Annotated in this window: 20 protein-coding genes; 17 read left to right on the forward strand and 3 right to left on the reverse strand. The window is 62.6% G+C overall.

All coding sequences use genetic code 11. The annotated features are described in order from the left end of the window. Window positions 1-141: 141 nt before the first annotated feature. The 15 genes from AC13C8_RS01665 (at window position 142) to AC13C8_RS01735 (ending at window position 16801) form a co-directional block, all read left to right on the forward strand. Window positions 142-288, forward strand: a complete 147-nt coding sequence (locus AC13C8_RS01665; protein ID WP_482846203.1) for a hypothetical protein — start codon at window positions 142-144, stop codon at window positions 286-288. Window positions 289-437: 149 nt separating this feature from the next. Next, the gene (locus tag AC13C8_RS01670; protein WP_482846224.1) at window positions 438-803 is read left to right on the forward strand and encodes a hypothetical protein; all 366 of its coding nucleotides are present in this window, start codon (window positions 438-440) and stop codon (window positions 801-803) included. Between the two features lie 326 nt (window positions 804-1129). Next, window positions 1130-3226: a hydantoinase/oxoprolinase family protein gene (locus tag AC13C8_RS01675; RefSeq protein ID WP_482846204.1), complete on the forward strand. Its 2097-nt coding sequence runs from the start codon at window positions 1130-1132 to the stop codon at window positions 3224-3226. Further along, window positions 3226-4821: a hydantoinase B/oxoprolinase family protein gene (locus AC13C8_RS01680; RefSeq protein WP_482846205.1), complete on the forward strand. Its 1596-nt coding sequence runs from the start codon at window positions 3226-3228 to the stop codon at window positions 4819-4821. Before AC13C8_RS01675 ends, AC13C8_RS01680 begins: the two co-directional genes overlap by 1 nt. A 63-nt stretch (window positions 4822-4884) precedes the next feature. Continuing rightward, a complete protein-coding gene (locus AC13C8_RS01685) occupies window positions 4885-6417 on the forward strand; it encodes an ABC transporter substrate-binding protein (protein WP_482846206.1) in 1533 nt (510 codons plus the stop codon). A 10-nt stretch (window positions 6418-6427) separates the two neighbouring features. Next, window positions 6428-7387 (forward strand): ABC transporter permease, encoded by a 960-nt coding sequence (locus tag AC13C8_RS01690; protein WP_482846207.1) that lies wholly within the window; start codon window positions 6428-6430, stop codon window positions 7385-7387. After that, window positions 7384-9243 (forward strand): dipeptide/oligopeptide/nickel ABC transporter permease/ATP-binding protein, encoded by a 1860-nt coding sequence (locus AC13C8_RS01695; RefSeq protein WP_482846208.1) that lies wholly within the window; start codon window positions 7384-7386, stop codon window positions 9241-9243. Before AC13C8_RS01690 ends, AC13C8_RS01695 begins: the two co-directional genes overlap by 4 nt. Further along, window positions 9243-10247, forward strand: a complete 1005-nt coding sequence (locus tag AC13C8_RS01700) for an ABC transporter ATP-binding protein (RefSeq protein WP_482846209.1) — start codon at window positions 9243-9245, stop codon at window positions 10245-10247. Before AC13C8_RS01695 ends, AC13C8_RS01700 begins: the two co-directional genes overlap by 1 nt. Then, a complete protein-coding gene (locus AC13C8_RS01705; RefSeq protein WP_482846210.1) occupies window positions 10244-10957 on the forward strand; it encodes an SDR family NAD(P)-dependent oxidoreductase in 714 nt (237 codons plus the stop codon). Before AC13C8_RS01700 ends, AC13C8_RS01705 begins: the two co-directional genes overlap by 4 nt. Beyond that, a complete protein-coding gene (locus AC13C8_RS01710; RefSeq protein WP_482846211.1) occupies window positions 10954-12255 on the forward strand; it encodes an NAD(P)/FAD-dependent oxidoreductase in 1302 nt (433 codons plus the stop codon). Before AC13C8_RS01705 ends, AC13C8_RS01710 begins: the two co-directional genes overlap by 4 nt. 133 nt (window positions 12256-12388) lie before the next feature. Next, a complete protein-coding gene (locus AC13C8_RS01715; RefSeq protein ID WP_482846212.1) occupies window positions 12389-13198 on the forward strand; it encodes a creatininase family protein in 810 nt (269 codons plus the stop codon). Window positions 13199-13265: 67 nt separating this feature from the next. Further along, entirely contained in the window at window positions 13266-14267 is a 1002-nt protein-coding gene (locus AC13C8_RS01720) for a TRAP transporter substrate-binding protein (RefSeq protein ID WP_482846213.1), read from the forward strand. Further along, a complete protein-coding gene (locus AC13C8_RS01725; RefSeq protein WP_482846214.1) occupies window positions 14264-14827 on the forward strand; it encodes a TRAP transporter small permease in 564 nt (187 codons plus the stop codon). Before AC13C8_RS01720 ends, AC13C8_RS01725 begins: the two co-directional genes overlap by 4 nt. A 3-nt stretch (window positions 14828-14830) precedes the next feature. Beyond that, window positions 14831-16114, forward strand: a complete 1284-nt coding sequence (locus tag AC13C8_RS01730) for a TRAP transporter large permease (protein WP_482846215.1) — start codon at window positions 14831-14833, stop codon at window positions 16112-16114. Window positions 16115-16123: 9 nt separating this feature from the next. Continuing rightward, entirely contained in the window at window positions 16124-16801 is a 678-nt protein-coding gene (locus tag AC13C8_RS01735) for an RraA family protein (RefSeq protein WP_482846216.1), read from the forward strand. A 3-nt stretch (window positions 16802-16804) separates the two neighbouring features. Here AC13C8_RS01735 and AC13C8_RS01740 read toward each other — a convergent pair whose 3' ends face one another. Beyond that, window positions 16805-17719 carry a LysR family transcriptional regulator gene (locus AC13C8_RS01740; RefSeq protein WP_482846217.1) on the reverse strand — a complete coding sequence of 305 codons (915 nt, stop codon included), beginning with the start codon at window positions 17717-17719 and terminating at the stop codon, window positions 16805-16807. Between the two features lie 36 nt (window positions 17720-17755). Between AC13C8_RS01740 and AC13C8_RS01745 the strand changes: the two genes are divergently transcribed. Continuing rightward, window positions 17756-18688, forward strand: coding sequence for a 2-hydroxyacid dehydrogenase (locus tag AC13C8_RS01745; protein WP_482846218.1), 933 nt, complete (start codon window positions 17756-17758; stop codon window positions 18686-18688). Between the two features lie 109 nt (window positions 18689-18797). Here AC13C8_RS01745 and ggt read toward each other — a convergent pair whose 3' ends face one another. Together ggt and AC13C8_RS01755 are read right to left on the reverse strand one after the other, a co-directional pair. Continuing rightward, a complete protein-coding gene (gene ggt / locus AC13C8_RS01750) occupies window positions 18798-20456 on the reverse strand; it encodes a gamma-glutamyltransferase (RefSeq protein WP_482846219.1) in 1659 nt (552 codons plus the stop codon). Window positions 20457-20468: 12 nt separating this feature from the next. Beyond that, the gene (locus AC13C8_RS01755) at window positions 20469-21386 is read right to left on the reverse strand and encodes a LysR family transcriptional regulator (protein ID WP_482846220.1); all 918 of its coding nucleotides are present in this window, start codon (window positions 21384-21386) and stop codon (window positions 20469-20471) included. Between the two features lie 84 nt (window positions 21387-21470). Between AC13C8_RS01755 and AC13C8_RS01760 the strand changes: the two genes are divergently transcribed. Further along, window positions 21471-24317: an FAD-binding and (Fe-S)-binding domain-containing protein gene (locus tag AC13C8_RS01760; protein ID WP_482846221.1), complete on the forward strand. Its 2847-nt coding sequence runs from the start codon at window positions 21471-21473 to the stop codon at window positions 24315-24317. Window positions 24318-25056: the final 739 nt, after the last annotated feature.

The following is a 25056-nucleotide window of genomic DNA, read 5'->3' on the forward strand; positions in this document are numbered from 1 at the left end:
AGCATCTGCATCTTGTGTTTCGCCAGGACGACGTGCCTCAGACCTTGCCTGTCACCGCTCGGTGCAATGTATGGCAGAGGCCTGTGTCGGTCAAAGCTCGGGGCCGAGCCCTGTTGACCTCGAGTCGAGCCAACCCGCCACGTGCTTGATGCGGTGTTGATCGATGCAGCGCGTATGGAGATCCCGACACCGATCGTCGCTGACGTGGCCCTGACACAGGAGCTTGGTTGGGATCGCCTCCTGCCGCTGCTGACGGCTGGCCTGAAACGTGCCAACCTGCGTAAGTGAGGCGAAGACCTACGGCTCGCCTGTCATCGAGCGTTCGTCTCATCGGTGGTCGAGGGCGTGCGCCTCTCTATCGACCTCGCATGCCGGGCAGTGATTTTCAGACCGGTCACACCGAACCCCCGGGCGAAGGGGAGGGGTCCGCGGTCGAGATGCTCCTGACTCGTGACACGGCCGTGCCGTCGACCTTGCCCTTACCGGACCGCGCCGGGTGGCGACTCTTTGATCGGCTGGTCGATCTCAACTTGGTTCGCCATCTACCGGGCGCGATACTTCCGGCTCCATCAGGCGTAGAGATGGCAAAGGATCGCATCGACCCCGAACTGGAGGGCCAGGCGCACGTCGTGGAGCAGAGTGCCACTGTCGATCTGCAGATTGAAGATCTCTCTGCTAACTTGGACGGGCGAGTTTTTGAGATCGCCAGGGTGTCCGGCGGATGGATGCTTCAAACGCGGCCTCTTATGCCTCTGCAACCCAGACGTTCCTGGCCTGCTGTACGATGCCTCGAAAAGCTCTGATTGACACCGCGCGGTCCAAATTTGTTGCTTCAACAGCGCCAGAGGCTATGCCCAAATGTGAAGAGAACACGCGCGCAGCGATCGCCTAGATCAGCCAATCGGCTCTCTTATCTGATTGATAACATTCACTAAACCTGCTCACCTTTGCTGCAATTTGGCAATGATAGAAAAATTCTTGGTATTTAAAAAAGTTTTAGATTGGACGATTTGCCATCTGTGGGTGTCCGATTGAACTGCCGAGAATCAGTGTTCGCTTCGGGGTTCAGCAACAACGTCTATTCCCGATGCGTATCACTTGGACAATGGGATCGATGGGATATTTGCCGATGAAGGATGGCATCTTGAACGCAGGCGGCAAGGCACGGTGGCGGGTCGGCGTGGATTCCGGTGGAACATTCACCGATGTCTGCATGTTCGACGAGGTGGCAGGCCAGATGTCGGTCTGGAAAGTGTCCTCGACCCCCGATGACCCCTCGCGTGGTATTGCCAGGGGGGTCGAAGAGGGGATGCGCGAATATGCCAGTCCCGATGGTGATCCGGCCAGCGCAATTGATTATCTGGGCCATGGCACCACGGTTGCCACCAACGCGCTGATCACACATCGCGGGTCGAAAGTAGGGCTTTTGACCACCTTGGGGTTTCGCGACCTGCTGGAAATCGGGCGCCAGAAACGCCCCGACCTTTACGATATTTTCGCGGACAAGCCGCAAACCCTTGTGCCCCGCGATCTGCGGTTCGAGGTGGCCGAGCGTCTGCTGCATGACGGCACGGTGGAAACCGCGCTGGATACGGATGCGGTGCGCGAAGCCGCCCGTGCGATGGGCGACAACGGGGTCGAGGCGGTGGCGATCTGTTTCCTTTATTCCTTCGTCAATCCTGCCCACGAACAACAGGCGCGGGCCATTCTGGAAGAAGAGCTTCCCGACGTCTTTTTGTGCACGAGCCACGAGATCGCCCCCGAGTTCCGCGAGTTCGAACGGTTGTCGACCACCACGGTGAACGCCTATCTCGGGCCGATCATGAAGCGGTATATTCGCCGCCTGACCCCCCGGTTCGAAAACCTGGGTCTGACGGTTCCACCCCACCTGACGCAATCGAATGGCGGTGTCGTGCGGTTCGACGCCGCGGCGGAAACGCCCGTGCGCGCCGTCTTGTCCGGCCCGTCGACCGGTGTTGTCGCCGCCCAGGTCATCGGCGCTGCGGCCGGTGAGGCGGACATCATCACCTTCGATATGGGCGGCACCTCGTCCGATGTGGCGTTGATGGCCGGGGGCCAGATGACCCGCACCAACGAGGCCAGCGTGCATGGCTATCCGATCAAGGCGCCGATGCTGGATATCCACACGGTCGGCGCGGGTGGCGGGTCGATTGCGCGGATTGACAGTGGCGGGCTTCTGAAGGTCGGACCAGAAAGCGCCGGGGCCGATCCCGGTCCGGTCTGCTATGGGCGCGGCGGTGACGCGGCGACGGTGACGGATGCCAATGTCGTCTTGCAGGGGTTGAACCCCACCCATCTTCTGGGCGGCCGGATGGAGATCCGGCGCGATCTGGCGCTGCAGGCGATTGATCGTATGGCCGAGCAGCTTGGCATGGATGCGATGGAAACCGCGCAGGGCATCATCTCGGTCGTGACGGCCAACATGGCCAAGGCGATCCGGGTGATTTCGGTGCAGCGGGGGCACGATCCGCGCCGTTATGCGCTGATGGCTTTTGGCGGGGCCGGGCCGTTACATGCGGTGCGTCTGGCGCAGGAGCTGGGCATGCCGCGCGTCATCATCCCGCCCGCGCCGGGCACCCTGTGCGCCATGGGGCTTCTGATGACCGATCTGCGCGCCGAATTTCCGGTCACGCGGCTGTTGCCCTTGGAGCATGACACGCTGGACGGCATCGCCGCCGCGGCGGATCAGGTCACGGCGCAGGCTGAGGGCTGGTTTGACAGTGAAGCGATTGCCCCTGATCGCCGTCAGACCCTTCGCCGCGTTGATATGCGATACGAGGGGCAGAATTACGAATTATCGATTGCGCTGCCCGACGGCCCGGTGACGCAGGCCACGCTGGACACCCTTCGCGCCCGCTTCACCGAGGCGCACACGCGGCTTTACGGCTTTGCCGTTGAGGACGAACGGATCTTCTGCGTGACCTTCCGGGCCGAAGCCATCGGGTTGGTCCAGAAGGCAGACCTGCCGAAACGGGCGCTTGGGCCATCCGACGCAGCTCCGGCGATCATTGGATCGCGGCAAACCTGGTATCCCGAAACCGGCAGTTTTACCGAAACCGCGCTGTATCTGCGCGATCGACTGTTGCCCGGCATGCGCTTCGACGGTCCGGCGATTGTCGAGCAGATGGACACCACGACGCTGGTGCCACCGGGTGTGGCGGCCCGTGTTGACGAGACTGGCAACCTTGTTCTGGAGCTTTCGTGATGACCGGACCGACTGACACATCCATGACGGCGCTGGACCCGATCACGGTCGAGGTGATTGGCGCGGCGCTCTCCTCGATCGTCGAGGAAACCGGCGAAGCGCTGGTGCGTGCGTCCTATTCGACCAACATCAAGGAACGGCGCGACTGTTCCACCGCGCTGTTCGATTGTGAAGGCCGCACCCTGTGTCAGGCCGAGCATATTCCGGTGCATCTGGGCAGTTTCCTTGATTTCATCCCGACGGTTCTGGAACATCACGACGAGGCGGGCATTCGTGCGGGCGACGTGTTCGTCGGCAACGACGCCTATCTGGGCGGCGGCACCCACTTGCCCGATATCGTGCTGGCCGAGCCGATTTTCGTTGAGGGTGAACTGGTCGCCTGGACGGTGAACCTGGCGCATCATTCCGATTTCGTGGATCGCGCGCATGCGCATATCTATCAGGAAGGGCTGCGCATTCCGCCGATCCGCCTGTATCGGGCGGGCGAGTTGCAAAAGGACGTGCAGGACCTGATCCTGCTGAACTGTCAGGTGCCGCGCGAACGGCTGTCTGATCTTAGGGCGCAAATGGCGGCGAACCGCGTCGGCGTCCGGCGGTTCCAGGAGCTGTGCGCCCGCTATGGCGTTGGCACGGTGCAGGCGTCGGGCCGGGCGCTGATGGATTACGCGGAACGCAAGATGCGCGCCGGGATCGCGGCGCTGCCCGATGGCGAATGGCGGTTCGAGGATGTGTTCGACAATCTGGATTTCGATGACCCGATCCCCTTCGCGGTGACGGTGCGGATCGACGGCGACGCGATCACGCTGGATTTCGAAGCCCCCGATCAGGTGCGCGCAGGCATCAACATGACCCGCACCGCCCTGTTGGCGACGGTTTATTACATCATCAAGTCCGTGGTGGACCCGACGGTGCTGCCCAATGCCGGGCTGGCGCGTCCGATCACGGTTAACGCGCCCGAGGGGTCGATCCTGAACTGCCGACATCCGGCGGCGGTGAACGGGCGGGTGCAGACCTGCCAGCGTGTGGCGGACCTGATCCTTGGGGCCTTGGCACAAGCCGCGCCCGACCGGGTGTCGGCCAGCACCAATTCGACCTGCACGGTCGCGCTGTTCTCCGGCACGCGGCAAAGCGGGCCGGATGCCGGAACCTATTGGGTCTATCTGGAAACCATCGGCGGCGGTGGGGGCGCCCGTCCGAATGCGGACGGGTTGGATGGGGTGCATGTGCATGCGACCAACACGTCGAACCTGCCGGTCGAGGCGCTGGAGGTCGAATACCCGCTGGTTCTGGAACGCTATGAACTGGTCGACGGGTCCGCAGGCGAAGGAAAATTTCGCGGCGGCATGGGATTGCGGCGGGTCTATCGCGCGACCGAGGATTGCACGGTGCGCGTTGATATTTCCCGAAACCTGTCGCGGTCTTGGGGGCTGCTGGGGGGTGGACCTGGCGGCCATGGCGGGTTCAGGACATCGCCCGGGACACAGGCATTTGAACGGGGGCAAGGCATGCTGAAAGCCGGTGAATGGCTGGAAGTCATCACCCCCGGCGGTGGGGGATACGGCGTGCCCGATGAAGACCGGCTTGTCGCCGAATAGACAGCAGAAACCGTAACGCAAGGGCCGACAAGAGTCCGTCACATACCAACAAGGAGTCACGATATGACGACGAAAATGAATCGCCGTAGCTTTATCTCTACCACCATGGGTGTCGCCGGGGGGCTGACCTTTCTTGGCCCCAGGGCGTTGATGGCACAGGACGGTGCGACATTGCGCTTTGCCCTGTCCGCCTTCCCGCCCAGCTTCGAGGCGTGGACCTCGACCGGGACGGCGGCGGGCACGATCAAGCTGATGATGCACCGCGGCCTGTTAAGCTATGATGCTACGGGCACGTTGCGCGGCGAACTGGCCGAAAGCTGGGAGGTCGACGACGCGGGCGTCTGGACCTTCCACCTGCGCGAAGCGAAATGGCATGACGGAACCCCCGTCACCGCCGCGGATGTGGCGTGGACGATTGAAGAAGTTGCCAAGCCGGACAGTGCTGCTTACCGTCAGGGGCAGTTGGCGCTGATCACGAAAGTTGAAACCCCCGATGACCGAACGGTTCGTATCTTTACCGAAGAACCGCTGGCGATCCTGCCGGGATGGTTTGCGCATTACCACATGCCGATCCTGAAAACGGGCGAGGCGAAAGACACCCAGATCGGGGCCGGTCCCTTCATGCTGGACAATATCGAACGCGGCGTGTCGGTCAGCCTGAAGGCGTTCGACGGCTATTACAAGGAAGGTCTGCCAAAGCTCGCGGGGGTCGAGGCGATCGTCTATGCCGATGAAAACCTGCGGGTTGCCGCGCTGGAGGCCGGCGATGTCGATCTGGCGGAATACGTGCCGTGGCAGGCGATGGAGCAGGTTGAAAACAACGATGCCCTGAAGCTTGACGTGGTGGACGGTCCGTTCATGTATCTGACCTTCAACGGCAGCCGGGCGCCCTTTGACAATCCGAAAGTGCGGCAGGCGGTGGCCCATGCCATCAAGCGCGAAGACATCGTTGCCGCAGCATTTTATGACCGGGGCGGCGCGCTGGAACATTTGCCGATTGCCGATGCGTCCGAGTTCTTCAATCCGGAATTTGCAAACGCCTGGAACTATGATCCCGCGAAATCCAAGGCCCTTCTGGCCGAGGCGGGATATCCCGACGGGTTCGACTGCGTGATGCTGTCGACGGCGCAATACGGGATGCACCAGTCCACCGCCGAGGTGTGCCAGGCCTATCTGTCGATGGTGGGCATCAATGTGCAGCTTGACCTGCCGGAATGGTCAAGTCGGGTCAAGAAAGGCAATGAAGGCCAGTATGATCTGGCAGTGATGGGCACCACGGCGGACAACAACGACCCCGACGGTCTTGTCAATGTGCTGGATGGCGACCTGCCGGGCAGCTTCGTACGCAGTTTCGAGATGAAGACGCCCGAAATCAGCGAGTTGTTCGCACGCGGACGCGCCACGTTCGATACCGAAGAACGCAAGGCGATCTACAAGGAGCTGGAGAAGGTGGCCGTGGAAACCGTGCCGCTGGTCGGTCTTGCATGGCGCGCGCAAGGTTATGGTATGCAGTCAAACGTGTCCGGGTTTGCCAACCTTCCCGGTCAGCTGACCTTCTATTCCGGCATCATGCTGGAAGAAACCATGATCGGCTGATCCGGCACCCATGTTGAGATATATCGCATATCGCAGCCTCGTCGCGATCTTCCTGGTCTGGACGGTCGTGACGCTGGTCTTTCTGTTGCTGCACCTGATCCCCGGCGATCCCGCCGAGCTTCTGCTGAGTCAGGGCAGCGTGGCGGCGGACCCGCAGGCGGTGGCCGCGCTGCGTGAAAAGATGGGGCTGAATGCCCCGCTGTGGCAACAATATCTCGACCATCTGTCCGGCGTGCTGTCGGGCGATCTGGGCGCGTCGTTTCGCGACGGCACGCCCGTGATGGGGCAGATCGTGCAACGTCTGCCCCGCACGCTTGAGGTTATCGCCGCCGCTGCCCTGATCGCCAGCGCCTTCGGGGTTCCGCTGGGCACCTGGGCGGCGATCCGAACCGGCGGCTGGGCGGACAGTTTCGTGTCCTTCCTGTCCTCGGTCGCGCTGTCGACCCCTGTTTTCGTGGTCGGCTCGATTGCCATCCTGATTTTCGCCCAGCATTTGCAATGGTTGCCAGCGGGGGGGTTCGTGCCGTTTTCCGAAGACCCGGCGCAACATCTGAAACTGCTGCTCTTGCCCGCCTGCACGGTCGCGCTGAGCCTTTGGGCGGTGATCACCCGGATGACCCGCGCCTCGGTGCTTGAGGTGCTGGAACGTGACCACGTGCGCACGGCGCGCGCGAAAGGTCTGACCCGCACCGCGATCCTGCGCTGTCACGTGGTGCGCAACGCGCTGATCCCGGTTCTGACGATCCTGGGCCTTGAGATGGGCACGCTGATCGGCGGCACCGTGTTGGTCGAATTCGTGTTCAACTGGCCGGGCCTGTCAGGCTATCTGGTCGCCGCGGTGGACGCGCGCGATTATCCCGAAGTGGTAGGCATCGTGATGACGATTTCAGTCCTGTTCGTGTTTCTGAACCTTGTGGTTGATGTGGTGAACGCCTGGCTTGACCCGCGTATCTCGCTGGTGTCGAAATGAGTGCCGCGTCGCATAAACTTCTGCTGCCGGGCGGGATTGTGCTCTTGATCGTTTCGGTGCTGATCCTGGCCCCGATCCTGCCGCTGCACGATGTGCGGGCGATGGATATTCCGAACCGGTTCGAGGGACCAACCGCCAAGCATTGGCTGGGGCAGGACGATTTTGGCCGGGATGTGCTGGCGCGGCTGATCTGGGGCGGGCGGGCGTCGTTGTTCATCGCCATCGGGTCTGCCCTTTCTGCCGCGGTGATCGGCACGGTTTTGGGTCTTCTGGGCGGGTATTTCCGCGGCGTGGTCGAGATCTTCACCGTCCGCGCCGCCGAGATTCTGCTGTGCCTTCCACCCCTACTGCTGGCGCTTCTGGTGGTGACAATTCTGGGCGCCGGGACATGGCCGCTGATCCTTGCCCTGACCCTGCTTTATACGCCCAACTATGCGCGGGTGGTTTATGCGTCGACCTTGCAGGTGCGGGGGCTTGATTTCGTGACGGCCCAGCATTCGATGGGTGCGCATCCGCTGACGATCCTGTGGCGGACGATCCTGCCCAACGTGCTGCCGCCACTTCTGGTGCAGATGTCGCTGGTTGTCGCCTCGGCCATGGTGATCGAAAGCGGGCTGAGCTTTCTTGGTCTGGGTGTGGTCCCGCCCACCCCGTCCTGGGGCCTGATGATCCGGGCTGCGCGCGGTGCGATGGAAGTGGCGCCGCTGTTGCTGGTCTGGCCGTCGCTGGCGCTGGCGGGTACGATCCTGACCTTCAATCTTTTGTGTGACCGCTTGCAGGCGGCACTCGACCCGCGTCACGTGACCAAGGGGGGTGCGCTTTGGCTGCGCCGCCCGGCGCGCACCGAGGCGCCCGAGCCGCTGACGACCACCGATGACGGCCCGCTTTTGGAGGTTCGTGACCTGGCCATCACCGTCGGTGCCGAGCAGCCGCTGGAGTTGGTGCGGCAGGCAACGCTGACCGTGATGCCCGGCGAAACCGTCGCTTTGGTCGGGGAAAGCGGGTCGGGCAAGACGCTGACCAGCCTTGCGACGATGGGGCTGTTGCCCGATCCGTTGAAAGTGGCGCGGGGCGAGATGTTGTTCCGCACAAGGTCGGGCGCGGTCATCGACCTGGCCAAGCTGGACGAAACCGCCTTTCGCCCCCTGCGCGGCCCGGAACTGTCGATGGTGTTTCAGGATGCCATCGCCGCCCTGAACCCGGTCTATCGCATTGGCGACCAGCTGGCCGAAGCCTTGCGCGCGCAGGGATCGACCGATGCCTCGGCCAACGACACCCGCGTGGTCGAGTTGTTGCGCCATGTGGGCATTCCCGATCCCGAACGGCGGCGGCGGGCCTATCCGCACGAGCTGTCCGGCGGGCAGCGGCAGCGGGCGATGATCGCGCTGGCGGTGGCAAACAACGCACGCCTTTTGATCGCGGACGAACCGACCACGGCGCTTGATCCCACCATTCAGGCCCAGATCCTCGACCTGTTTCGCAAGCTGAAAGACGACACGCCTGATATGGGGCTGATCTTCGTGACCCATGATCTGGCGGTGGTGGCCGAGATCGCGGATCGGGTGGTGGTGATGTATGCCGGCGAGGTCGTCGAGACCGGCCCAGTCGATCAGGTCTTTTCGAACCCGTGCCATCCCTATACCGCCGCATTGATCGCGTCGGTGCCCGAAGGCGGGGCCGAGCGGTTGCAGGCCATTCGCGGAACAGTTCCGCCGCCGCACGATATGCCCACGGGTTGCCGGTTCGCGCCGCGCTGCGATTTCGCGACTGCGGTTTGCACATCGCAGGCCCCAGCCATGGAAACGTCTGGGCCAGATAGGTTGACACGTTGTATTCGCTGGCAGGAGGTCTGCTGATGCTTGATACCGGTTCAGTCACCAACGCGCCGCTGGTCGAAGCCGATGGGCTTGGGCGAAACTTCCCCATGCGACATGGGTTGCTGGGGCGTGCGCGTGACGTTTGGGCCGTGCGCGACGTGACCCTGTCCATCGCCGCAGGAGAAACCGTTGGTGTCGTGGGTGAATCCGGGTGTGGAAAATCCACGCTGGGTCGCATGATGATGGGGCTTGATCGCCCGACGCTGGGCAAAGCGCGCTTTGACGGGCGGGATTTGTCGACACTCAGCGCGGCTGAACGCCGGCAGTTGTCGCGCCGGATGCAGATGGTGTTTCAGGACCCGTTCGGATCGCTTGATCCGCGGCGCAGCATCGGGGCGCAGATTGCAGACGGATTGCGCATTCACAAGCTGGCGCCAACCGCTGCCGTGGGGGCCGAATTGCACCGGTTGCTCGATCTGGTCGGATTGCCGCGCAGCGCCGTCGACCGCAGACCGCACGAGTTTTCGGGCGGGCAACGTCAGCGGATCGCGGTCGCCCGCGCACTGTCGACACGACCGGATTTTATCGTGGCGGACGAGCCGGTATCCGCGCTTGACGTGTCCATTCAGGCGCAGGTGGTGAACCTGCTGGCCGATTTGCGGCAGGACCTGAACCTGGCCATGCTGTTCATCAGCCATGACCTGCACGTGGTGCGCCATCTGTGCACCCAGATCGTCGTGATGTATCTGGGCCGGATCGTGGAAGAAGGGCCGGCGGATCAGGTTTTTGCGCGGCCCGCGCATCCCTATACCCGCGCGCTTCTGACCTCGACCCCCAGCCTGCATCCGAAGGCAGATGACGGCGCGCATCACATTCTGCCGGGCGAGTTGCCAAGCCCCGCGAACCCGCCATCCGGTTGCCCGTTTCGCACCCGGTGCCCGGTGGCGGAAGATGCCTGCGCCCTTGAGGTGCCGGATTTTCGCAAGATTGGCGAGGGGTGGAAAGCCGCCTGCATCAAGCCTGACCGTGAAGGTGTGGCATGAACCGGCCCGTCGCCATGATCACCGGCGGCAACCGTGGGATCGGGGCCGCCATTGCCACGTCGCTGGCCGTGCGAGGGTATCGGTTGGCCCTGGGCGTGCGGCAGCCCGACAAATTGCCGGACGAGATCGCAGCGCTGGACCCGCTGGTCGTTCCCTATAACGCAGAAGACCCCGCGGCGGCGCGGGTGTTTGTCGACGCGGTCGCGACGCGGTTCCGTCGTATCGACGTTCTGGTGAACAATGCCGGGATTAGTGAGCCGTTGGAACTGATGCCGGATCAGCAGATCAACGATGAGGACACGGAGGCCACGCTGGACCGGCTGCTGGCGATCAACATCAAGGCGCCGTTTCGCCTGACACGGGCCGCGCTGCCGCATCTGTGCAGGGCGGGGCAGGGGCGGGTGATCGTGCTTGCGTCCTTGTCGGGCAAGCGGGTTCTGGGGCTGAATGCGGGTTATCAGATGACCAAACATGCAGCGGTCGCGCTGTCCCATGCCGCCCGCCGTGCCGGGTGGGACGCGGGCGTTCGCGCCTGCGCGATCTGTCCCAGCTTCGTCGCGACGGACATGACCCTGCGCCATGACCTGCCGCGCGAGGAGATCACCCAGCCCGAGGATCTTGGCCGATTGGTGGCCGAGATCGTGACCCTGCCAAACAGCGCCAGCGTTTCGGAACTGGTCGTGAACTGGCGGTATGAGCCGGGATTATGACGCGGCCCTTTGTCGACACCGTCGCGGGCGATCCGCGTTTGCCCGATACGGTCGACCTTGTGGTTATCGGTGGCGGCATCATCGGATGCTCGGCCGCGCTTTGGGCGGTGGAACAGGGGCTGCGTGTGGCGGTCATCGAAAAGGGGCGCATCGCGGGCGAACAATCCAGCCGCAACTGGGGCTGGGTCCGGCGGATGGGCCGTGCGGTCAGCGAATACCCCCTTGGCATCGAAAGCCTGCGCCTGTGGGACGGGCTTTCGGCGCGGGTTGGCAAAGATGTCGGCTTTCGGCGCTCGGGCATCGTCTATGCCGCGCGAAGTGATCGCGAAAAGACATGGCTGTCCACGGTCGAAGCCGATGCCACCCGGTTCGGGTTGCAGACCGTTCGACTGGACCGCGCCGGTCTGGCCGGGCGCTTTCCGGGATCGCGACTGCGCGACACCGAAGGGTTGATGGCCTTCGATGACGGGCGTGCCGAACCGGCGTTGGCGGCGCCTGCAATCGCGCGGGCGGTGCAGGCGGCTGGCGGTGCGGTCCTGACCGGGTGCGCGGTGCGGGGTGTGGAAACCAAAGGCGGGCGCGTATCATCGGTGATCACCGAGCGGGGCGTGATCGGCTGCGAGGCGGTGATCGTGGCGGCGGGGGCGTGGTCACGGCTGTTTCTGGGCAATCTTGGCATCGACATCCCGCAAACCCGCGTGCGGGCATCGGTGTTGCGCACCGCGCCCTTGGCCGGTGGCCCTGAACATGCGCTGGGGAACGGGGCGTTTGGCATACGCCCCCGTATGGATGGCGGCTATACGATTTCGCAACGCGGACGTGCACGGGTGCAGATCACACTGGATGCTGCACGCCAGATCCCGCAGTTCCTGCCCGGTATCTGGCATAACAGGCACGAGCTTGGCTTCACGCTGGATCAAAGCCTGATCGACGGGCTGCGCACCCCGCGATGCTGGTCGAATGACCGGGAAACGCCGTTTGAACGCTGTCGCGTGCTTGACCCCGCGCCGCAAGACCGGTCGGTGCAGGCGGCATTGCGCGACGTGGGGAAGGTGTTCCCGGCCTTGCAGAACGTGCAAATCGCCGAAAGCTGGGGGGCGATCATCGACGCGACCCCGGACGGGGTTCCCATCATCGACCATGCGCCCGGATTGCCGGGACTGGTCATCGCCACGGGTTTTTCGGGCCACGGTTTCGGGCTTGGTCCGGGGGCCGGGCAACTGGCGGCCGAACTGGCAACCGGCGCGGGCACGCTGGTTGATCCCGCGCCCTTCAGGCTGACCCGTTTCAGCGCCTGACCGGGGCTGTGCGAACCGACCACTCCCGCCCCATGGCAAAATTTCTCTATCGGGGCAAAAACCCTTTGAATTGGACAGGTCCGCCCCTGTCCGGGTTAACTGAAGAGAAGACATGTTACGATGGGAGCCCCCGATGATAGACAAAATCCGCATGGCCGAACTGACATCGGAAGAGGCGCGGCAGAATCTGACCGGGGACGCCGTCGTGCTGCTTCCCATGGGGTCGCTGGAAGATCAGGGCATCCATGCCCCGATGGGCGATTACATGGCCGCAGACCTGATGGCGGTCGAGATTGCCAAGGCCGCTCGTGTCGATGGTATCGCAACCTTCGTGGCCCCGGTGATCCCGTTCGGCGGGCGTGATTATTTCGATTCCAGCCATGGCGGCATCTCGATCAGCCACACCACGCTGTGCGGCATTCTGGACGACATGTTCGCCTGCCTGAACCGGCACGGCATTCGCAAGCTGATGATCATCAACGGCCATGGAGGCAACGTCCCGGCGATCACCGAAGTGGCCTTGCGATGGCGTCAGAAGGCGGGACTTTTCGTGCCGTCGATGTATCTGTGGCAGGTGGCTTATGGCGAACTATCGACCCTGATCGGAGCGGACAAGGCGGCAAAGTCTTCGGGCCACGGGGGCGATCCGCTGACCTCGGTCGGGTTGCATTTCTATCCCGATCTCCTGCGCCCGGACCTGGTGCGCCCCGCACCTGAAGGGGCCGCGATCAAGGGTCTGCCCATCTCGGGTTTTTCGACGATCACCTATGACGGGGCGAGGATACAGGTGCCGATCGAGGCGCTGGAGGCGACCGGGACCGGCGCCTATGGCTGCGATCCGACATTGTGTTCCGCTGAAACCGGCGAGGTGTTGGTCAAGCGACTGGCGACCATCGGTGCGGGGTTGGTACGCGACTACGTCGCTAAGGGACTTCACGACTGACACTGACATAATTCACGACGAACCGAGGCCAACCCGGTCGATCATCACACCGACAAGGAGAGATTTCATGAACAAACTGACAGCACTTACCCTTTCCGCCGCGACGCTGCTGGTAATGGCCGCGACGGCACAGGCCGAAACCACGTGGCGCATGGCGACAAAGATGCCGGTAGACAGCCCCGAAGGGCAGGTCTTCGAGAAATTCGCGGAACTGACCGAAGAATACACCAATGGCGAGTTGAAGATCGACGTCTATCCGAACGAACAGCTTGGCAAGGAAAACGCGGTTCTTGAGCAGCTTCAGGCCAATATCGTTCAGATTTACGCCGAAGGTTTCAGCTATATGAAGAAATGGGAACCGGCGCTGGACTGGACCTCGCCGCCCTTTGCGTTTGACGATTATGATCACTGGGTCCGCTTCATGGCCTCGGATCTTGTCACCGGTTGGTTCGACAATGCCGCCGCGCAGGCGGGGGTGCGTCCATTGGGCGATCCGACCCGCATTCTACGCGGGCCGTTCCGGGTGACGGTATCGAACGTGCCGGTCAAGACGGCTGCCGATTATCAGGGTCTGAAACTGCGGATGCACGAAAGCAAAAGCGCGATCGAAACCTGGAACGCCATCGGCACCGACGTGATTACCTTGCCTTGGACCGAGGTGTATCAGTCGATCTCCAAGGGTATCGTTCAAGCGGTGAACTCGCCGGTTGCGTTGGTTGAATCGATGCGATTCAACGAGGTGGCGCCCTATATCGCGCGGATGGACGAATACTGGCAATCCATCGGTTTCATGGTGAACGTACAGGCTTACGAAGCCCTGGACGACGCCACCCGCGAAGGCGTGCTGAAGGCCTATGACGAAGCCGGTGCCTTGTCGCAGGAACTGATGTTCAGCGTGGCCGACGAAAGCATCGCCCGGATGGAAGAAGCTGGCGCGGAATACACGGTGCTGGACACCGGACCGCTGGTTGCCACCATGAAGGGCTATTACGAAGAGCAGGCCGCCGCGGGCAATCTTCCCGAGGGTCTGCTTGAGACCATCGCGGCGACGCGGGCAACGGCACAGTGACCCCGTTCGAGTATTCTCCCGAGAGCCCGCTTCGGCGGGTTCTCAACAAACTCGACCGGATAAGCTGGTCGCTGGGTGGTGCGTTCCTGTGGGTGTCCAACATCTGTCTTCTGGCGATGCTGGGCCTGACCACGGCGACAATCATCCTGCGTCCGATGGGCCTGGCGCCCTATTGGATGTGGCCCTGGACGATGGTGTTTTTCATCTGGCTCAGCTTCTTCGGCTTCTTCGCGCTGTATGCGCGGCTCAAGGATGTGCGGATCGACTTTCTGGCCGAGCGGATGGGGATGTGGGGCATGACGTTCACCCGCATCGTGTCGGACTTCGCGACGCTGGCCGTGGCCGGGGTGCTTTTGATGCAGGTGCCCGCGGTGCTGGCGACCTCGACCGGGATTTACGATGGCGCGACCCTGCCCACGGGCGAAGAGCTGCCCCGCATCGCCTTGTCGTTCCCCCTGATGTTGTCGACGGCGCTGGTGGCGTTTACCGCCGTGCTTGATCTGGCCAAGCTGGTCGCGGGGATGCCCGAAAACTCAGCCTCGCTGCACCCGGAGATTTAACCCATGGCATGGATACTTTTCGGGTCGTTCCTGGCGCTGATCCTGCTGCGCGTGCCCATTTCGATTGCAATCGGAACCGCGACGGTTCTGACCTTCCTGACCTCGGATTTTTCCAACGCGATGCAGATCATCCCGCAGCAGATGCTTGAGGGGGTGAACAAGGCGTCGCTGACCGCCGTGCCGTTCTTCATCATGGCGGGCAACCTGATGAACGCCACCGGCGTGACCGAACGGATCTTCAATTTCGCCAATGCACTGGTGGGACATCTGAAGGCAGGTCTGGCGCAGGTGAACATCCTGTCGTCGATGATCTTTGCCGGGATTTCAGGCGCTGCCGTGGCCGATTGCGCCGGTCTGGGCGCGATAGAAATCAAGGCGATGCGCGAACGCGGCTACAAGCCCGATTTTGCGGCTGCCATCACCGTGGCGTCGTCGGTCATCGGGCCGTTGATCCCACCATCCATCGGCCTGGTGCTTTACGCGTTCCTGGCGCAGCAATCCATCGAACGGATGTTCCTGGCCGGGTTGATCCCGGGTGTTCTGGTTGGCCTGTCCCTGATGATTTACGTCCGTATCCGCGCGCAATTTCAGGACTTCCCGACCCAACCCCGCGCCACGGTGCGCGAGGTGACGGGAACCGCCAAACACGGCTTTCTGGCGTTGGTCGCGCCTGCGATCATTCTTGGGTCGATCATGTTCGGCTTTGTCACCGCGACCGAAGCCGGGGTGCTGGCCTGCCTTTACTGTATCGGCATCGGCATCTGGTATCGCGAACTGACGGTCAAGGGGTTCTTCGGCGCCCTGTCGGACACCGCGATGATGACGGCGGTGATCATGATCATTATCTCGTTTTCCATCGCGATGGGGTGGCTTTTGGCTATCGACCAGACACCGCAGAAACTGGCGGATATCGTGTTCTCGCTGACCGAAAGCAAGAACGTGTTCCTTGCGCTGCTTCTGGTTTTCATCATCCTTGTCGGCTGCGTTGTCGAAGGGGTGCCGGCAAAGCTGATCCTGGTGCCGACCCTGCTGCCGCTGATCGACGCTTATGGCATCGACCGCGTGCATTTTGGGATCATCATCCAGCTTGGCCTGCTGATCGGGATCGCCACACCGCCGATGGGCATCGGCCTTTACATCGTGGCCGAGGTGGGTCGGGTGCGGTTCGAGAAAGTGACGATGGCCGTCCTGCCGATGCTGCTTCCGCTTTTCGCTGTGCTGATCCTGCTGACCTATGTGCCGCAGACCGTAACCTTCCTGCCCGATCTTGTTCTGGGTGCAAAATAAGGACCAATCATGAGCAATCTCATCTATAAAATGAACCCGATGCCTGCCCCGATCGCGCAGGATAAGCTGGATCGTCTGGCGAAACTTGAAACAGCCACGATCGGCCATTTCTATCACTACGGATTTGCAGCCCCCGCGATCCAGTCGGTTCTGCCGGGCAAGGTGATCGCGGCGACGGTGGCGACGCTGGCCATTCCGGGGCTGGATTCAACCCTGCTGCATCATTGCCTAAGCCAGTGCGGACCGGGTTATTTTCTGGCCGTGGATCGTCTGGGGGATCGCAAATACGCTTGTTGGGGCGGTGGCGTGACCCGGATGGCCGCGATGATCGGATTGGAGGGCGGCTGCGTGGACGGGCCGCATACCGACACGGCCGAGATCGAAGAGCAAGGCTTTGCCATGTGGTCGCGCGGACCGTCACCGGTGACGACGCGGCTTTACAACACCGGCGGCGGGTTCAACGTGCCGGTCAGCATTGGCGGTGCGGCGGTTCTGCCGGGATACGCCGTGTTGGCGGACGATTCCGGCGTCCTGTTCATTGCCCCCGAAGATCTGGACGAACTGCTTGAACGCGCCGAGGCGATGACCGAACGTGGCCGCATCAACGAGGCCAAGATCACAGATGGCACCCATCTGGGCCAGATGTCCGGCGCAACGGGCATGGTCGAGGAAAAGCTGGCGCAATAGGCGTCAGACCCCGTCGATAAACGAGGTGTATTTCGAATGGTCCCGACACCAGGACTGCGCGCAGTCGCGCGCCAGTTCGAGAATAAGCTTGATCTGCTTGCGCCGTGCCCGGTTGACATAGGTGCACGCCATGTTCAGCTGCGGCATCTCCTCGGTTACGGGCAAGTGAAGCAGATGCCCTGTTTCAAGCTCTTGTTCCAGCGCGGCCAGCGCCAGGGCGGACGCGCCGTATCCAAGGCGCAGCATCTCGCAGATCGTGGCAAGCGAGTTGCCATAATGACGGGGTGCGGGTTGCGACCGCATTTCGTCGATGAACTCGGCGACCGGGTTCCACAGGGGCGAGGTCTTGGGATACAGCACCAACGGAAGGTTGCGCAAATCATCGGCGGTCAACGGGAACCGGTCGGGCGCAACAAGGTCCGGGCGGGCCACCCAGCCGACCTCGAAACTCGTGGTGAAATCGGCTTCCGGCACGCGGTCGCCGCTGGCTGTGAAGGCGAGGTCAAGGGTGCCTGCATCGACGAAGCGGTTCAGCTGAAGATCGGAACCGGAATAGACATCAAGGATGATCTCGGGAAACTCGGCCCGCACCCGTTGCGTCAAAACCGCCCCCCAGGTCATCGACGCCATGCCCGCCAGCCCGATCGACAGGCGCTGCATTTGTTTGTCCAGAAGCCGGGTGTTCATCGCCTCGCGCAGGTTCAGAAATTGCAACGCGAACTCGGCCATTTCCATGCCTTGGTCCGTCAGCCGAAACCGCGGGGCGTCGCGGTCGATCAGCGTCTTTCCCAGATCGCTTTCCAACGACTGGATGCGCGCCGAAACCGCTGGTTGCGTCAGCCCCAGCCGCTGCGCGGTCTGCCGATAGTTCTGAATCTGGCTCAGCCAGTAGAACGCTTCCAACTGTTTGAAATTCATCCTGTTGCCACCTGATATGAAGAAAAGGAAATCCCGATGAGAGCCGCCGTTTACCTGCCGCTAGAAGACAAGACCCAATGGTGGGTCAAGATGCTTGAAGGTCTTTTGCCGGGATGGGACGTCATGTCGGTGGACGATGCCACCGACCCCGAAACCGTGGATTTCGGTATCGTCTGGCGCCCGCGCACCGGTGATCTGGCGCGTTTTCCGAACCTCAAGGCCATCGTGTCCATCGGGGCCGGGATTGACCATGTGCTTGAAGATACCGAGCTTCCGCAAGGGGTTCCCATCATTCGGACCGTTGGAACCGACCTGACCCAGCGGATGCGCGAATACGTGGCGCTGCACGTCCTGCGTCATCACCGCGACATGCCGCGCCAGTTGCAGGCGCAGGCCGAAGCGGATTGGCACGCCATCGTTGTGCCGGTCGCGCCCAACCGGACGGTTGGCGTGATGGGGCTGGGCAATTTGGGGGCGGCGGCGGCACAGACGCTGGCCGGGCTTGGGTTCAACACGCGCGGCTGGTCGAAGTCGGCGAAAGAGATCGAGGGCGTGACCTGCTTTGCCGGAGAGGCCGGGTTGACCGATTTTCTTGATGGGTGCGAGATCGTGGTGAACCTGCTTCCGCTGACCGCGTCCACCCGTGGCATCCTGAATGCCGAGCTGTTTTCGAAGATGCCGAAAGAGGCGTGCATCATTAATTGCGCCCGCGGGCCACATCTGGTGGATGAGGATTTGCTGGCCGCGCTGGACAGCGGACAGATCAAACAGGCCACGCTGGACGTCTTCCATCAGGAACCTTTGCCGGCGGATCACCCGTTCTGGGCGCATCGGGCGATTACCGTGACGCCGCATGTCGCCTCGCAAATCGACGCCGAAACCGGTGGGCGGATCATCGCGGAGAACCTGAAAGAGTTCGCGACGACGGGCACCTGCAAGGATGTTGCCGACGCCGGGCGCGGCTACTGACTGGCACAGACCTTGGGGGCGCTGATCGTGCGCCCCTGACGTTCGTTGTACCGCATGGCGTGAAGGATCTGCCTTTGATGTCACGTGTCTCGCCCTCTCAGCCCATGGCTTAAATGTGAAACGACACCCCGGCATCGGCCAGCCCGCCGCCAAGGGCCGACACTGTGCCATCGGCTCGCCAGCACGCCGCGCCGGTCATCTGGCCGCCTGGCTGGAAGGCGATGGCGTTCATGCCGCCGCCGATATGGGGGACCAGTTGAACCTCGTGCCCTTTCGCCTCAAGCGCGGCTTTGTGATGGGCATAGTCGGGTTCCAGTTCGACATGTGCGCCCTCGGTCCAGAGGCGCGGCGCCTCGACCGCCTGTTGCGGCGTCATGTCGAAGTCGATCATGTTGACGATGGCCTGCATGGCGGACGGGAAAATCCGCAGCGCGCCGGGCAGGCCAAGGGCAAACCGCAGCGCGCCATCCTTCAAGACGATCATCGGTGCCATCGAGGTCGGCACACGTTTGCCGGGCACTGTCGACAGCGCCTTGCCCGGATGCGGGTCGAAATTATACATGTAGTTGTTCGGAATGATCCCTGTCCCCGGCACCATGAACCGCGCACCGAACAGGCCATTGATCGTATGGGTGGCCGAGACCACGATCCCGTCCTTGTCAGCCACGGTGATATGGGTGGTGTTCTGGCTTTCATAGCCGGGTGCTACCGGCGTTGCGCCCCCTACGTCACGCATCCGCTCACGACACTCTTCCGCATAGGGTTTCGAGATCAGTTTTTCGACCGGGATATCGACGAAATCCGGGTCGCCCGAGGCCGCGCGGCGGTCTTCGAAACCGATGCGGATCACGTCGGCCAGCAGGTGCAGCCGTTCCGGGTTGTCAAACCCCATCGCCGCCAGGTCATAGTTTTCCAGCATGTTCAGCATTTGCGTGACATGCACCCCGGACGAGGCGGGTGGGGGCGGTCCTGCGATCTGAAAACCGCGATAGGTGCCGAAAATGGCCTCGCGTTCGCGGGCGGTATAGCTGCGCAGGTCGTCCATCGAAACGCTGCCCTCGGCCCCCAGACGATCCACAAGCGCCTGACCCAAAGCGCCGCCGTGCAGGGCCGATGCGCCGTCTTTCGCGATCAGGCGCAGGCTGTCGGCATAGTCGGACTGCACCAGCACATGACCGGGTTGCGCCACCTGCCCACCCGGCAGGAACAGCGCCGAAATCACCGGATCGGCGGCCAGATCCTCCGCGTGCCGCTGGATCGTCCCGCTGAGATATGATGTCACGCGGAACCCCTTGGTCGCGGCCCGGATCGCAGGGTCGATCACGTCGGCGAAGGGCAGGACGCCATGCGCCTTTTGCATGGTGCACCAGCCAACCAGATTGCCGGGCACCGCCACGGCACCGGGGCCGACAAGGTTCTTGCGCCCTTCGGTTTCCATGTAATCCGGCAGGTTGTCTGACACCGGGCGGAACATGTCCGGCGTCGCGGACGCCCCAGCGTGCGACAGGCAGTCATAGACGATATGCCGCCCGTCCGGCAGCCGCAGGTGGGACACTCCGCCCCCCGCGATGCCGACCATCATCGGTTCGACCACGGTCAGGGTCAAAAGCGCGGCAACGGCGGCATCCACCGCATTGCCCCCCGCGGCCAGTATCTCGTGCCCGGCGGCCGAGCCAAGCGGGTGGTTCGTCACCACCACGCCGCCCGCACCGCTGGCGGGCGATTTGCGGCAGGTGAAGGGAAGGGGGGGCGTGTCGGGTCCGGTCATGATCATATGTGCCTATGTCGGGGGGTGTTCATTGGCCAGAAGGCTGGGGGCCTCGGCTTCCAGGGTTTCAACGAAGGCGCGGGCGGCTTCGGTCAGGGGCCGGCGCGCCGGTTCCAGAAGGTAAAGCGTGCGCCAGAGGTCCAGCCCTTCGACCCTCACAAAGCAGATGTCGGGATCACGAAACAGCAGCACGGCATTGCGCGGCAGAAGGGCAAGGCCAAGCCCGGCCCGCACCATGCAAAGCTGCGCAATCGTCGAATGCGCCTTCAGCCGGGGTTGTAGAAAGTCGCGCGGAATGGCGTCACACCCGACCAGAAGCTGGTGCGATCCGGTCTCGTCGTCCAGCCCGATCAGATCGTCGGCCCGGATGTCGGACAGGCTCACGCCTTTTACCTTGGCGAACGGATGGGTCGACGGGCAGGCGATCCCGATGGGATCGCGCAGGATCGGGCGTTGCCGCAAATCGGCCGAATGATGCGCCCGCCCTGCGATGGCGATGTCCAGAAGCCCCTCGGACACCATGCCCGCCAGTTTTTCGGCGATGTCGTCATGCAGGACGCAGCTGACGCCGGGGCGACCTTCCAGAAATCGGGACAGCACCGGGGCCAGCAGTTCGGAAATCGCCGAGGGGGATGCCCCCAGATGCAGGGTTCCGGTCTCAAGCCCTGCGCGTTGCCGCAGCCTGAGCACGGCACGGTCCAGCCCCCCCAGAAGCGAGCTTGTATCCTCAAGAAACTCCCGCCCCAATGGGGTCAGCGTCGGCGGGCGCGTGCGACGGTCAAACAGCGGGGCGCCGATATCGGTTTCAAGCTGGCGGATCAGTTCCGACAGGGCCGAGGGCACAACGCCAAGCGCATCGGCGGCGGCACCGAAGGACCCCTCGGTCGCGACGGTGTGCAAGGCCCGCAGATGGCGGAAGTTTATATTCATTTTATTTGGCGCTATATTCATCAAGTTCAGATTTTATGATATTAAGCGAGTCAAATCAACCGAATCCAATGATGGCAGCAGGAAATGACAGACGAGCCGCAGCGCATGGCAGGCCGGACCCCGGAGGTCGACGCGGTGATTCAGGCGCTGCGCAAGGCCGGGTTCAAAGGCGAGCTTGAGACCGACAGCGCCCTGCGCGAAGCCATGTCCACGGATAATTCCATCTATCGGATCCTCTCGGACCTGATCGTCGCACCAATGGATGCGGATGATATGGTCTTGCTGATGTCCGTCATGGAGCGTCCGGCATTTCGGCATATCCCGGTGACGGCGCGCGGTGGCGGCACCGGCACCAATGGTCAAAGCCTGAACACCGGCGTCGTGGTGGATACGCGCCGCCATATGCACGGGCTGCTGGCGCTGAATGCGCAAGAGGGGTGGGCGGATGTCGAACCCGGTCTGGTGCTGGACGATCTGAACGACCTGATCCGGGACAGCGGCTGGTTCTTTGCGCCGGAAACCTCGACCTCAACCCGCTGCACGATTGGCGGGATGGTCAGCACGGATGCATCGGGCAAGGGATCGCGGGTCTATGGCAAGACCTCGGACAACCTGTTGGGGATCGAGCTTGCCCGCGCCGAGGGGCTGTTGTGGAGCGGGGCGGAACCCCCGGATTGGGCCGTGCCCATGCTGGCCGATGCCGAACGGGCCGCGCGTCAGGGGCGGGATGCGTTCCGCCGGGCTACGCCCGACCTGAACCGCCGCTTTACGGGTTATGACCTCGACCGTGCCTGCCCTGATTCTGGCGGCTTCGATTGGTGGCGGTTGATCCCGGGATCCGAAGGGACGCTGGGCCTGATCTCAAGAATACGGGTGAAGCTGCGCCGGACCGTGGCGGAAAAGCGCCTGATCGTGGCGGGGTTTGACGGGTTCCGCGCTGCGCTGTCCGCCGCCGTTCCGTTGGCGGCCGGGAATCCGACGGCGGTGGAAGTCATGGATGACACCACCCAGAAGCTGGCCGCTGACGCCGGTCTGCTTGCGGATATGCCCAAGATGTTGCGTGACCACGGTATCGCCCCCGTGTTTGTCGAAGTGAACGGAAACGACCCCGATGACATCGAAAAACGCGTGACCGCCATCCGTGACATACTGGATGACCTGCCGGGCATTGTCGGGGTGCATGTGGCACGCCACCGGGATGAAATCCGGCACCTGTGGTCTGTCCGCTCGGCTGGGGTGGGCCTGTTGGGCAAGGTGCAGGGTCGGGCGCGGCCCGTTGCCTTTGTCGAAGATACCGTAGTGCCGCCTGACAGGCTTGCCGGGTTCCTGGACGATTTCCTTGCTGTGCTCGATACGCATGGGCTGACCTATGGGATCTATGGGCACGCCGATGTTGGCTGCCTGCATGTCCGGCCCGCATTGGATATCGACGATGCGGCGGATCGGGGCAGGTTGAAGGCTGTCTCGGACGCCGTTTTCGACCTGACCCGCAAACATGGCGGGATCTTCTGGGGCGAACATGGCAAGGGCGTGCGCGGGGCCTATCTGCAAGACTGGATCGGGGACGTGACCTACGCCGCATTGCAGGGGGTGAAGGCGGCCTTTGATCCGGCTGGGCGCTATAACCCCGGCAAGCTGGTCGCCCCGCCTGACAGGATGATGGGGATCGACACCACACCGTTCCGGCCATTCAACGCGCCCGACGGCGACCCGCTTGAGAAAGCGTTCCGCTGCAATGGCAATGCACAGTGTCTGTCCTATGCGGCGACAACGCCGATGTGCCCGTCTTTCAAAGCCAGCGCGGATGTGCGCCACAGCCCGAAAGGGCGGGCCGATGCGTTGCGGGCATGGCATGGCGCGTGCCGCCGCGAGTCAGCACAAGAGCTTGCCCGCCGTGAGCACGACCTGATGGCGGTGCTGGACACCTGTCTGGGCTGCAAGGCCTGTGCGTCAAGCTGCCCCGTTCAGGTCGATATTCCCGAGATGCGCACGCAGTTCCTGCACGACTACTACCAGCGGCACAGTCGACCGCTGCCCGAGCGTTTGATCCTGCTTGCAGAACGGTTCAGCCCTTTGATCCAGCGCCTTTCAGGGATCCTGCGTCCCGTCTGGCCCATCATGCGCCGGGTCGGAGAGGCCCTGACCGGCACCGTCGATCTGCCCGCTGAGCTGGCCCGGCCCTTGCCCCGCGACCTTTACCTGTGCGACGGCGAGCTAAACGGACCTTTGCCGCCTGACACGGTGATCATTGCGCAGGACTGGTTCACGGCGCTGTTCGATCGGGACGCTCAGCGCGACGCGGTTGCGGGGCTGTGCGCGCTGGGGTATCGGCCACGGCTGTTGCCGCTTAGGCCGGGCGGCAAGGCCGCGCATAATGCGGGGGATGTTGAAGGGTTCACACAACAGGCACGACAGCTGGCCGACCTGTTGGAGAAAGCCGCCGGGACGGGGGCGCCGATCATCGCGCTGGACCCAGCCTTCGGAATGCTTCTGCGGCAGGAATACCCGCGCGCCGGGATCGCCCTGCCGCCGGTTCTGATGCCGCAGCAGTTTCTTGTGACCCAGCTTGAAGCAGGGCGGGCCTTTCCCAAGGCAAGGCAAGCGTCGGCTCGGCTGCTTCTGCACTGCACCGAGGTCACCGCTGACCCGGCCAGCGGTGCGGACTGGATCCGTGTGTTTGCCGCGCTGGGGGTCGGTTTGGACGTTCCGGCCGCAGGATGCTGCGGCATGGCTGGGCTGTTTGGGCATCAGAAACGCCATCAGAAAACATCGCAAACGCTGTTTGCAATGTCTTGGCAGCCCCTGATCTCGGGGCCGGTTCCGACCGCTGCAAGCGGGTTTTCGTGCCGGTGTCAGGCCGACCGGCTGGCGGATCGTATTCTGCCGCATCCGCTCGGCATGATCTCGGCGATACTGGATCGACATGAGTGAGTGGAAAGGCGGCTGTAGCCTATTAACGCCCCTGACCCATCACGGCGAGATCGCCGAGGTCCGCAAAGAAGAAGTCTACTTCGGTAGGGGCAGGGTCCTTTATCTCATATTAATGCCGATTATCAGGGATGCTTTCATTCCCGCAGCCATCTTGGTTGGCTCTGACCTCCGCCGCCGTGGCTTCGATGTCCGCATTATGGCAGCTTGTGGGAGCGTAGCGAGCCCAATTTGTTGAAATGCAAGGGTGTTATCAGTATCAAAAGTAAATGTCCGATAGCAGCACAAGTACATTGTGATCGTGATTGCTGTAGCCAGCTCATTTGGCGTTCTTAGACCCAGTGCTGATATCTCTAGATTCCGATGTGGTTATTCGCTTTGTGAGATGTGAAAGGGCTTCATCTTCGTTAGCCTGCGGCGATTCGAATTTCTGGTAAGTAAGGTGATATCTCAATCATTCCAATAGAAGTAACACCAGCATTCGGTCACATCAGTTCGCGATTTTGAAAGCTGACATTGGTATAGTCTGCTGCATTTTATCGGACGAGGTTTGGTGGTGTGGGAAGGAACTGCCTTCTGCTCAAACTGCAATTTCATATCATGTCCGTCGTCATATAAAATGGGACATCAGAGCGGTTTGAGCAATGGAGGCTCTGGCTCGTTTGTGTGACTGATTATGCGGCTTGTTTTTGATGTTGCAAGCGGCGGTGTAGGATTGTCTGTTTCTTGACCCTTTTCCTTT

It is taken from the genome of Aliiroseovarius sp. B-4, from assembly GCF_056857795.1.